At 59.9% G+C, this 10,547-nt stretch carries 9 protein-coding genes and 2 pseudogenes; 8 read left to right on the top strand and 3 right to left on the bottom strand.

Translation table 11 applies throughout. The features are described 5' to 3' along the window. Positions 1-127 precede the first annotated feature (127 nt). Both groES and groL read left to right on the top strand, forming a co-directional pair. Positions 128-424: a co-chaperone GroES gene (gene groES, locus AC3EML_RS09490; protein ID WP_019863563.1), complete on the top strand. Its 297-nt coding sequence runs from the start codon at positions 128-130 to the stop codon at positions 422-424. A gap of 63 nt (positions 425-487) precedes the next feature. Next, a complete protein-coding gene (gene groL, locus AC3EML_RS09485) occupies positions 488-2,152 on the top strand; it encodes a chaperonin GroEL (RefSeq protein WP_352447897.1) in 1,665 nt (554 codons plus the stop codon). 566 nt (positions 2,153-2,718) lie between these two features. Here the strand turns inward: groL and hemN are convergent. After that, entirely contained in the window at positions 2,719-4,041 is a 1,323-nt protein-coding gene (gene hemN, locus AC3EML_RS09480; RefSeq protein ID WP_352519486.1) for an oxygen-independent coproporphyrinogen III oxidase, read from the bottom strand. 1,012 nt (positions 4,042-5,053) lie between these two features. Here hemN and AC3EML_RS09475 point away from each other — a divergent pair. The 5 genes and pseudogenes from AC3EML_RS09475 (at position 5,054) to AC3EML_RS09455 (ending at position 8,321) form a co-directional block, all read left to right on the top strand. Continuing rightward, positions 5,054-6,196, top strand: coding sequence for a porin (locus AC3EML_RS09475; RefSeq protein WP_352522159.1), 1,143 nt, complete (start codon positions 5,054-5,056; stop codon positions 6,194-6,196). 47 nt (positions 6,197-6,243) lie between these two features. Further along, a pseudogene (locus AC3EML_RS09470) lies at positions 6,244-6,476 on the top strand (thiazole synthase); the annotation flags it as partial. Positions 6,477-6,497: 21 nt separating this feature from the next. After that, positions 6,498-6,972: pseudogene (locus AC3EML_RS09465) on the top strand (thiamine phosphate synthase); the annotation flags it as partial. A gap of 190 nt (positions 6,973-7,162) precedes the next feature. Continuing rightward, positions 7,163-7,432, top strand: coding sequence for a hypothetical protein (locus tag AC3EML_RS09460; protein WP_352522158.1), 270 nt, complete (start codon positions 7,163-7,165; stop codon positions 7,430-7,432). Positions 7,433-7,826: 394 nt separating this feature from the next. After that, positions 7,827-8,321 (top strand): MaoC family dehydratase, encoded by a 495-nt coding sequence (locus tag AC3EML_RS09455; RefSeq protein WP_352522157.1) that lies wholly within the window; start codon positions 7,827-7,829, stop codon positions 8,319-8,321. A 713-nt stretch (positions 8,322-9,034) separates the two neighbouring features. Here AC3EML_RS09455 and AC3EML_RS09450 read toward each other — a convergent pair. After that, positions 9,035-9,511 (bottom strand): type II toxin-antitoxin system VapC family toxin, encoded by a 477-nt coding sequence (locus AC3EML_RS09450; protein WP_352522156.1) that lies wholly within the window; start codon positions 9,509-9,511, stop codon positions 9,035-9,037. Beyond that, positions 9,508-9,810 carry a hypothetical protein gene (locus tag AC3EML_RS09445; RefSeq protein ID WP_023671839.1) on the bottom strand — a complete coding sequence of 101 codons (303 nt, stop codon included), beginning with the start codon at positions 9,808-9,810 and terminating at the stop codon, positions 9,508-9,510. Before AC3EML_RS09445 ends, AC3EML_RS09450 begins: the two co-directional genes overlap by 4 nt. 389 nt (positions 9,811-10,199) lie before the next feature. Here AC3EML_RS09445 and AC3EML_RS09440 point away from each other — a divergent pair, with 389 nt between their 5' ends. Then, the gene (locus AC3EML_RS09440) at positions 10,200-10,544 is read left to right on the top strand and encodes a recombinase family protein (protein WP_023690648.1); all 345 of its coding nucleotides are present in this window, start codon (positions 10,200-10,202) and stop codon (positions 10,542-10,544) included. Positions 10,545-10,547 lie beyond the last annotated feature (3 nt).

The following is a 10,547-nucleotide window of genomic DNA, read 5'->3' as shown; positions in this document are numbered from 1 at the left end:
TCTTCCGTCTTGACTAGCAGGAGCCTGCGGCTTATCTCATTGCCGCGTTAGCACTCGCTTCGGCTGAGTGCTAGGCATGCTCCGGCAACGGAGCACCGTTCAACATCCGCACCAAGGAAATCCAAAAATGGCAAAGTCGAATTTCCGGCCGCTGCATGACCGCGTGGTCGTACGCCGGGTCGAATCCGAATCCAAGACCGCCGGCGGGATCATCATCCCGGATACGGCGAAGGAAAAGCCGCAGGAAGGCGAGATCATCGCCGTCGGTTCAGGTGCTCGCGACGAAGCCGGCAAGCTGGTCCCGCTGGACGTCAAGGCCGGCGACCGCATCCTGTTCGGCAAGTGGTCGGGCACCGAAGTCAAGCTCAATGGCGAAGACCTTCTGATCATGAAGGAATCCGACATTATGGGCATCATCGGCTGATTATCGGCCTCACCGTCAACTGAATTTCGGGCTTGATCGCAAGCCCCTGCCAGGAGCTAAAAAATGGCTGCTAAAGACGTAAAATTCTCCCGCGATGCCCGCGAGCGCATGCTTCACGGCATCAACATCCTCGCCGACGCGGTGAAGGTCACGCTCGGTCCCAAGGGCCGCAACGTCGTCATCGACAAGTCGTTCGGCGCACCGCGCATCACCAAGGACGGCGTCACCGTCGCCAAGGAAATCGAACTTTCCGACAAGTTCGAAAACATGGGCGCGCAGATGATCCGCGAAGTTGCTTCGAAGACCAACGACATCGCCGGTGATGGCACCACGACCGCGACCGTTCTGGCGCAGTCGATCGTCCAGGAAGGTAACAAGGCCGTTGCCGCCGGCATGAACCCGATGGACCTGAAGCGCGGCATCGACCTGGCCGTGACCGAAGTCGTCGCGGCTCTCGGCAACGCTGCCAAAAAGATCAAGACCTCCGAGGAAGTTGCCCAGGTCGGCACGATCGCCGGCAATGGCGACGAGTCGGTCGGCAAGATGATCGCCGAAGCGATGCAGAAGGTCGGCAATGAAGGTGTCATCACGGTTGAAGAAGCCAAGACCGCCGAGACCGAGCTGGAAGTCGTCGAAGGCATGCAGTTCGACCGCGGCTATCTCTCGCCCTACTTCGTCACCAACGCCGACAAGATGGTTGCCGAGCTCGAGGACGTCTACATCCTCCTGCATGAGAAGAAGCTGTCCAACCTCCAGGCCATGCTGCCGGTTCTCGAAGCCGTCGTGCAGACCTCCAAGCCGCTGCTCATCATCTCGGAAGACGTCGAAGGCGAGGCTCTGGCCACGCTGGTCGTCAACAAGCTGCGTGGCGGCCTGAAGATCGCCGCCGTCAAGGCGCCCGGCTTCGGTGATCGCCGCAAGGCCATGCTGGAAGACATCGCCATCCTCACCGGTGGCCAGGTCATCTCGGAAGACCTCGGCATCAAGCTCGAGAATGTCGGCCTCAACATGCTCGGCCGCGCCAAGAAGGTGTCGATCTCCAAGGAGAACACCACCATTGTCGACGGCGCCGGCAAGAAGGACGAGATCCAGGGCCGCGTTGCCCAGATCAAGCAGCAGATCGAAGAGACCACGTCGGACTACGACAAGGAGAAGCTGCAGGAACGTCTGGCGAAGCTCGCCGGCGGCGTTGCGGTGATCCGTGTCGGCGGCGCGACGGAAGTCGAAGTCAAGGAAAAGAAGGACCGCGTCGATGACGCCCTCAACGCGACCCGCGCGGCCGTGGAAGAAGGCATCGTTGCAGGCGGCGGCGTCGCACTGCTGCGCGCTTCGGCCAACATCAAGGTCACCGGCGTCAATGCCGACCAGGCTGCCGGCATCAACATCGTTCGTCGTGCACTGCAGGCTCCGGCCCGTCAGATCGCTTCGAACGCAGGTGCTGAAGCTTCGATCGTTGCCGGCAAGATCCTCGACAACAAGGGCGCGACCTACGGCTACAACGCCCAGACCGGCGAGTATGGCGACATGATCGCCATGGGCATCGTCGACCCGGTCAAGGTCGTTCGCACCGCTCTCCAGGACGCGGCTTCGGTCGCCGGCCTGCTCGTCACCACCGAAGCCATGATCGCGGAGGCTCCCAAGAAGGAGTCGGCAGGCGGCGGCATGCCTGGTGGTATGCCCGGCGGTGGCATGGGCGGCATGGGCGGGATGGGCGGTATGGATTTTTAATCCAGGCCCTATCAACTTACAGCGGACAGGTCGGCAGCAATGCCGCCCTGTCCTTGTGTGCCGAACATGATCGACACCTGGGAGGTGCAGTCCCAGAGGATCTCGTTCGAACCTTACGCACCAACGCAATAGGAGGAAAAACGCTCGGCCGATTTGGAGTTGAAGGATTTCGCTCAGCAGCGGAACAGTTGGGTAGGAACCAGGACAAGAGGTGGCCTCGACCTACAAATTTGCTGGCCTTCAGCGGTATGGATGTCTCTGAGGCGTCATCTGAGGAGGACGAGAAACGAGGCGATCCCTGCCGACACCATGCTCGACCACGCGGCCCTTTCAGGCCAATAGCGGTCATGCAGCGTCAGCCATAGCAGCGCCAGGCCAGTCTCCGATCTTGCCCTCGCGATAGTCGAGTCAAGATTTTGGCGCCCACGCCGCCGCAAATCCTGCGGCCGAGTGCCGATTGTGACGCAACCCAGCACCACAGGATGGGCGGCTCGTTCTCTCGGGCAAAAGATACTCCCTGTGTTAGCTCCCGCGTTGTGTGCTTGCCCTCACTTGGGGGGTATACATCAGGCCCTGTTTATCGAGAAAGCATCGAATGCGGCAGCGACAGCGCGAATCCCAAAGCGATGCTCCCGCCGTACGCGGACAGAACCGTTTTCGCAGTCCACAATTCCGTCCTCGGCCAGCATCGCCAAGCGCTCAGCTGAATCGAGAAGACGGATCGGATCAGATCCGTGGGCGGCACAGATTGCCGGCACGTCAGCCTCGAAATGGCACATTAATCGCTCGATGATTGCGGCTCGCACGCGGTCGTCGTCTGTGAGGCGATGGCCCTTCGATGTCGCCAGTCGGCCAGCTGCGATGTGCTGGATGTAGAAATCCCGTGTAACTTCGTTTTGGACGTACCCTTCGCCCATGCGGCCGATCGCGGACGCGCCGAACCCCATCAGAGTTCTGCAGGTGTCGGCCGAGTAGCCCAACGAGTTACGTCGCAGGCGACCTGTTTCCTGTGCCAGCGCGAGCTCGTCCTGCGGCAAGGCGAAATGGTCGAGCCCAATCTCTCGGTAGCCGGCGGCAATCAGCGTCACGGCGACAGCCGCATACTGTTCAGCGCGGGCAGCGCTGTCGGGAAGAAATTCCGCATCGATGAGGCGCTGATTCTTTATTTGTGATGGGATGTGCGAGTAGCCGAACAAGGCAAGCCGGTCGGGGCGCATGGCGACCGCCGCTCTCGCCGTCTCGACGCACGACTCCACCGTTTGACGCGGCAGGCCGTAGATGAGGTCAAAGTTGATCCGGTTTACTCCATGCCGGCGCAGCATTTCCACGGCAGCCGATGTCTGGGCCTCGCTCTGGATTCGGTTGACCGCTTTTTGAACAATGGGATCGAAGCTCTGTACGCCCAGGCTCGCGCGGTTCACGCCGGCCGCTCCCAAGGCTTCCGCCATCTCGGGCGTGAGCGTGCGTGGATCGATCTCGATGGCGACCGTAGCTGTTTTCGAGATGGCGAAGCGGCGTCGCAGGAACTCCATCAAAGCGAGGAACTCGGCGGGTCCGATGAGAGACGGCGTTCCGCCGCCGAAATGTATGTCGCTCACGGGCAGCCTCTGCGGCACTCGCTCCGAAACCAGACGGATCTCGTCACGCAGCGCCGCCAGATAGTTGAGGATGGGCGCATCATGGCGGGTGATGGTTGTGGGGAAGCCGCAATACCAGCACGCTGATCGGCAGAACGGAACGTGCAGATAGAGTGACACCGGATCATCAGCCGGCAAGTTCCCGAGCCATTCCTGATAAGCCTCGGCCCCGACCGCCGCAGAGAACTCCGACACAGTGGGATAGATAGTGTACCAAGGCAGCCGGGCCTCTCGATATTTCGTGGTCTGCAAAGGCACAATCCCATACTGATAACAACCAACCCTACCCACCGCGCCCGCCTGGGTCCTTGCGCTATGTCAGTCCGTTCCGTTTGGGCTCGAATCTAGATCTTTTTAGCAATGGGCGCCGTTCAGTCTTAGGCTGGACAGCGATGGTCTGAGCACCTGGTCACCAACTGATGATGGTGATCCGTCAGACCCTCACATGCCCCTTTTGTTCGACTATCCCATCCCTTCCCTTCACCTGCGCCTCGGAGATTCTGCTGAGCGCAGCTGCCGCAATGGGCGAGACATACGGGCTTGGGACCAGATTTTGCTCGCCAGATAGTGCCGGCCCCCTTAGTGAACTCTGCCATGTCGATGAGCTCGTCGTTTGAATTGCTGGCAAGATGCATTAGCTGTGGCGCGCCGCTTTCAGGACGAGAACCTGCTCGGCGCGACAGTCCTGTCCGCCGCAATGGCAAGGCAGCGCCCTACTGGCTTTGGTGCAAGGCTGCAGCGCGTAGTTGTTGACCATCAGCTCGCCAAAATGAGGGCGTGGTGCCGAGCGGTGCCGCCGCATGATGCCTCATCGTCGGGCTCACCACAAACAATGCTGTCCCATGAACGAAACTGTCGCGAAGCGAACAGTCGAACTGTAGCCGAAACGTTTGCCGTTCGTGCTTGGGTGGATCCGCAAGGCAAAAACAAGGAAGTGCGAACCAAGGTCCGCCCGCACAATTGAGCTTCAAGCCGCAGCTGGTCGTCAGGCTGGCACGTCATTTGCGGTCGGATGCAGGACCCTTTGTGACGCCTACCTCTACCAGCTGAGTTGACTGTGATGATTGTACAAAATTTGGCATACCTCCATTACGGCCGCAATTATGTTATCGGCAGCTAAAACAAATATTCGACAACAATGACCAGACTACATTCTTGGCCTTCCTTCAGGGCTTAGCTGACGGCGCAGCAAAACTGCGCGCGTTTCAAAGTTGTTCACAGAACCACTCTCGTCCATCACTTTATTATAAAGCGGAGATCGACAATGACCATTAGGAGCCTCCTCCTCGGCTCAACTGCGGCACTGATTGCCGTTTCCAACGCTCGCGCCGTCACCACCGCCGCCGAGCCTGACCCGACTGAGTACGTCAAGATCTGCAACGTCTACGGCTCGGGCTACGTCTACATTTCAGGCACCGAGACCTGCCTGCGAATCGGCGGCTCTGTCCGTTACAACGTCGGATTGTTTGACCACTCAAGAACCTCGGATGTGAGGACTGGTGAGCATCTGAGCGCGTGGCAAAACAACACACGCTTCACATTGAAAACCTGGACCGGCCAGGAGACCGAACGCGGGACGTTGAAGACCTACACCGAAACCCGCGTGAACTTCGGCAGCCACCAGACATCGGTTTCGGACAGTTCTCGGTCCTATGCCTTGAACGGAGGCAGCAGCCTGACTGTCGCCTGGATTCAGCTTGGTGGCCTGCGAGTTGGTAAGGACCGGTCGGCTTTCGACATGTTTATTGGCTGCGCGGGTGATGTACTGAACCAGACGCCGGCTCCGTACGGCGCTTTCGATACCAATGTGGTTCAGTACTACTTGGACGCAGGGAACGGCTTTTCGGCCGTGGTTTCGCTGGAACAAGGCTCGGACGTGGTCGGCACAATCGACAGCTACGCTCCCCACATGGTAGGCGGCTTGAAATACGCACATGGCTGGGGAGCGATCACCGGCGTTGCAGCTTATGATAGCAACTACGAATCGGTGGCCGCCAAGGTCCGTGTCGACATCAATGTCACCAACGAACTGTTGCTATCCGGAATGTTCGGCTACGCTTCCCATGGCCAGCTCAACTACGGCTCGACGAATTCGGTAGACGCTCATGGTCGCGGTTTCTATAAACCTTGGGGCGGGAACTGGGCTTTCTGGGCTGGCGCCGCTTACGAGCTCACCGAGTCAGCTTCGTTCAACCTTCAGCTCTCGGGTGATCAGCTCAAGAACTATGGTGTCGCTGCGAACGTCGCCTATGCGTTCCTTCCAGATTTCACAGTTACGGCTGAACTCGACTATGACCGCTACGGAGGCTCCGCCGTCGGAAAGGTGAAAGCTTCCGAAGTGAACTGGCCCAATGCCAACAAGAAGAGCAGTGTCGGCGGTATCCTGCGTTTCGAACGCTCATTCTAATGCGATGAAGCGTTGAGCCCGAGGTCCAGTTGATGCACGGACATTCCCCATACATTCCGTTGATTGTGGATGCACGGCTCGGACGGCCGTCGTACGCGGCGACCGTCATGGAGCTCGGGTTTGACGCCGTGCTCCTGAACACGGCGGTCCCGAGGGCGGCCGATCCGGTCGGCATGGCGCGTGCGTTCGGCAAAGCGGTCGATGCCGGTGGTGACGCTTTCAGCTCGGGAATGCTCGACCGCGCTACCCATCGACGATCGGCAGGGCCGTCTTCTCATGAAGTCGTGGACGTGCCGGCTCGATTGACCGGCTGGTGCCGCTCGGCGTGAGTCTGGTGCAGCTCCGGATAAAGGATATGGACGAGAAAGGACTGCAGACGGAAATCCGCCGCGCGAACGACGCCTGCGCGGTCCATGGTTGCCAAGTGAGTCAACGACAATTGGCGCACGGCAATCGAGGAAGGCTGCGACTTCGTCCATCTTGGTCAAAAGATTCGGCTGCGGCCGATGCTGACGATGAAATACGTCGGATTGAAGCTCGGCCTGTCGATCCACGATCACACCGAACTGGAAACGGCGCCAGTGGCCGAACCGGAGTATGTGGCGCTCGGCCCATCGCGCCGATCCCATTGGTCTCGATCGGCGGCCTCAACCTGACCGTCTCGAAGGCGTTTTTCGAGGCTGGCGCGGAAAGCGCAGCCGTGGTCACCAACTTTGCGCTGAACGACGCCCCAGAAGCGCGCACGCGAGAAGGATCGAAAGACAGAGCAATGGCGCCGAGGCGAGGACCGCATGTGCTCGTTGCTGTCGGGTCAGGCTCCAGCGGTGGGGCTGGAATTGCCCGTGAGATCGAGACGATCGCTTCCATAAGCGTGCGCACCTGCCTTGCTGTCAGCGCGCTGACGGTGCAAACCCATGAACACGCCAGGAAATCCAAGTTACGCAACCCGGTCTGGTGGCGGATCAGATGCGCGCTACGCTTCAGCCTAACAGAGTGGCCGCCACCAAGATCGGCATGCTCGCAACGGCTGAGATCGATCGTCGCTGCGGTTGCCGCTGTGCTGCGCGAATATCCGCGCATACCGACAATCCGGATCCGGTGCTGGCCTCCACGTCAGGCCGAGCGGTGCTTGAAACAAGCGCCATCCCGCATCATGAAGTAGCATCTGATGCCGCTTTGCCGTGTCACCCAATGTCATTGAACTGGCGCTTCTTGCCGGCTCAGTGCTACTGGTGAATGAGGCCGGCGCACTTCAACAAGGACCACAAGCCACCCCGTCTGCTGGACTCCTCCAAATTCGAAAGACGGATGGTTACTATCCAGACAATTGATTTTATCAATGTGCGACAATACCGCATAGCGGCGCCGGCGGAATGATCACCGGTAGCAAGACGAGCTGTTTTCGGTGGCCTGTAGGACGCGCACCGCGAACGAGGTACAAGCCAGCCCGTCTGCGGCCATGTTCGGATCGGCCGCATCGGTGCGCCGAATGAGATTGCCGGCGGAACGTTCTATTCGTGCAGCCGTGACGGCAGTCATCTCACCGGCGCCATCCTGCCGATGGATGGCCGGCAGTCAGCATGGGCTGACACTGTTCGGAATGAAGCCGCTCGCGCTTCGGACAGTTGAAATGGAGGACATTAGCTTGGAACCGATCAGTCTCAACGAGCTTCTGGCCGGCGTCGGCAAGGAAGTCGGCGTGTCGCCGTGGCGGGTGGTCTCGCAGCGGATGATCGACCAGTTCGCCGAGGCCACCGATGACCGCCAGTTCATCCACTGCGATCCGGAGCGCGCCAAGCGCGAGACGCCGTTCGGCGGCACCATCGCACATGGCTTCCTGTCGCTTTCGCTTTTGTCGGCGATGACTTTCGAGACCATGCGGCCGCTCGAAAACAGCAAGATGGGTGTCAACTATGGCTTCGAATCGCTGCGCTTCCTGGCGCCGGTGAAAACCGGATCTAGCATCCGCACCCGTTTCGTACTGGCCGACGTCAAGGTCAGGCCGTCGGGCTGGGTGCAGACGGCGCTGGGCGTGACGATTGAGATCGAGGGCTCGAAAAAGCCGGCGCTGACCGCGCGCTGGTTGACGCTGACGCTGATCAAGCGCCAGCCGGAGGCGGCGTGAATTGCTCAACGAGCGTCAGCAGAGACGATCTTCACCTGCCGGGGCGATGTAGGCGACCAGTGCGCACCGATCGGCAACGCGGCCACGGGGGTCGGCTAAGTAGAGTGGCAGGAATGCCTAAACGGGGCTCCGTCTCGGAAGAGGCGTCGATGTATCGGAAGCGCTTCGGCTTTCGACGCTGCATTCCTTCTTCACGAAGGTTCATGGAGAATTCCCAACCACGGGGTCGAAAGATCGGCTTTTGATCGGAGTGGGCAGATCCTCCCGGACTGAAACTGCCAATAGGGTGTTATCGAGTCAACCGGGTCGAACTTGAGGGTCGCGGGTGTCGCTGATCGGCTGCTCGTCGAGCTCGAGAGCTGCCAGCTAAAGGCAGAACACGGCTATGGCAAGAGCTCCGCAGTTGATGTAGACGCCCAGAGCTGGGAGTACAGACCGACAAGTTCCCGGCGGGCGAACTTGCCATTGGTAGCGCGCCAGACCAGTCGCGAGAAAGCCTCGATGAGGGCCCCCCAGCCGCACGCGGGATCAACTACAGCGGCGTTTGGCGAAAGGCCTTCGAAGGCGAGATCGAGTGTCGAGCTGACTAGATGAACCGGGATGGCATTAAAGCGGAACTGGAAGAGACGCCCTGGCCGAACTAAGCAAGATCAATCCAGCCATCGCTAAAGGTAGGCGAACACGAGACGTTCGGACTCCGTGCGCTGAAATCCTCAAATTGTATCGGCCGGACCGTTGGAGCTATCATCACCCGCTTGGCTTCCAGAGCTACGGAGCGGGTTGATTATCTGAACGTCCTCGAAGTCCTTTTCATTGTCGGTCACTACGACACACTCGTTGGCTTCGGCTACAGCGGCAATGATTGTGTCTAGGGCGCTCCGCGAACGGCCTCTGGCTTTGCCGTTGGCCATCAGCCGCGCCCACACGAGGCCAGCTTTCTCGTCGAACGATAGCACGCGGCCAGCGAACAGCGCTTGCGGGCCTTCGGAGCCCTCGAACCAAGTTTCAAGGCTGCTGCGCTTTTTCCCCTTCGGCTTCTCTAGGATGCCTCGGCGAATTTCGGCGACAGTAAGCGAAGCAATGAAGAGGTCTTCGTCCTTCTGCGCGCCCATCCAGGCCAGCAACGAGCCCGAAGGCTCCGGCTTTATGACGTTGCTGATGATATTGGTATCAAGAAGGTAGCGCGTCACAGGTCGATCTTGCGCCCCTCTTCGCGCGGCCGGCTGAGGTCGAGATTGGAGCCAACCAGAGGCGAGCGACGCAACGCGGCGAGAATGCTGCCCGCTTTCGGTGGCTCACCCGCCACGGCTTGCTGTATGGTCCGACGAAGCTGTCGGGCATCCGGCCCGCTCTCCGTTAATTTTCGGGCAAGAGTTCGCAGTAGATCGCGGTCTGCGTCGAACGCCTGGATCTCGAACCGCGCGATGCCGCGCTCAGCCAGGCGAGAGCGATAATTCTCGATGGCTCTCTTCTGTGCAGTGTTGCCCATCGCGTGCCTCCGTTCTCTATCCGGATATATAGCCATGGCTTCTTCGGAGCACAAGGTGCCCCGTCATCGGCCAGCACTGGCTCCTGCGCGACGCGCGTTATTGATAGAATTCCAGCTTGTCGAAGCACTGACTTGGCATCATTGTCGCGAAACGGAGTATTTCGCGTCAGGACAGGAACGCGATCATAGCGCGCCGAAACGGCAACAGCCGAAAAGCTTCGTGTGGTCGCCGGCGCGGCCCGCGAATCGGCTGTGTCTGCGTCGCCGAAGCCCGATCGACGCTTCGTCAATCTGGTCCGGCTGCTGGCACGACAGGCCGCACGGGATTTCGTTCAAGCCGAAACGGATAGCCAGACGCGAGACCGCGTCCCGGAGTAAGGGGCCGCCTCATGAAGGTCGCGCTTGGCGCTCGCTACTCAACTGACAATCACCGAGACGCCTCGATCGAGGATCAGTTGCGGCTCTGCTGCTTGCGTGCTGAAAAGCAAGGCTGGACAGTCGTCGACAGCAATACCCACCGCGCGATCTGCGGCGGGTCGCTGTTGCGTCCCGGCCTTCAGGAGCTGATCAGCGATGCGATGCAGGGCAAATTCCTGATCGTGCTCGCAGAGGCGATGGATCGCCTGACCATGACCGCTGCAAACCGGGAGCAGGCCAGGCTGGGCAAACGTTGCAACAGATCCTTCAAGGAAATTCATAGACTCTTAGCAACTCCGGCTCGCTGTGAATGGTAGGCT

It is taken from the genome of Mesorhizobium sp. P170090 (genome assembly GCF_057786115.1).
Note: the sequence above shows the minus strand (reverse complement) of the source record. Positions and strands in the feature narration are given on the sequence as shown.

What these genes read in the sequence shown, in the direction of transcription:
- groES (WP_019863563.1), top strand. Translation starts at nt 128, where the DNA reads ATGGCAAAGTCGAATTTCCGGCCGCTGCATGACCGCGTGGTCGTACGC.
- groL (WP_352447897.1), top strand. Translation starts at nt 488, where the DNA reads ATGGCTGCTAAAGACGTAAAATTCTCCCGCGATGCCCGCGAGCGCATG.
- AC3EML_RS09475 (WP_352522159.1), top strand. Translation starts at nt 5,054, where the DNA reads ATGACCATTAGGAGCCTCCTCCTCGGCTCAACTGCGGCACTGATTGCC.
- AC3EML_RS09460 (WP_352522158.1), top strand. Translation starts at nt 7,163, where the DNA reads ATGCGCGCTACGCTTCAGCCTAACAGAGTGGCCGCCACCAAGATCGGC.
- AC3EML_RS09455 (WP_352522157.1), top strand. Translation starts at nt 7,827, where the DNA reads ATGGAGGACATTAGCTTGGAACCGATCAGTCTCAACGAGCTTCTGGCC.
- AC3EML_RS09445 (WP_023671839.1), bottom strand. Translation starts at nt 9,810, where the DNA reads ATGGGCAACACTGCACAGAAGAGAGCCATCGAGAATTATCGCTCTCGC.
- AC3EML_RS09440 (WP_023690648.1), top strand. Translation starts at nt 10,200, where the DNA reads ATGAAGGTCGCGCTTGGCGCTCGCTACTCAACTGACAATCACCGAGAC.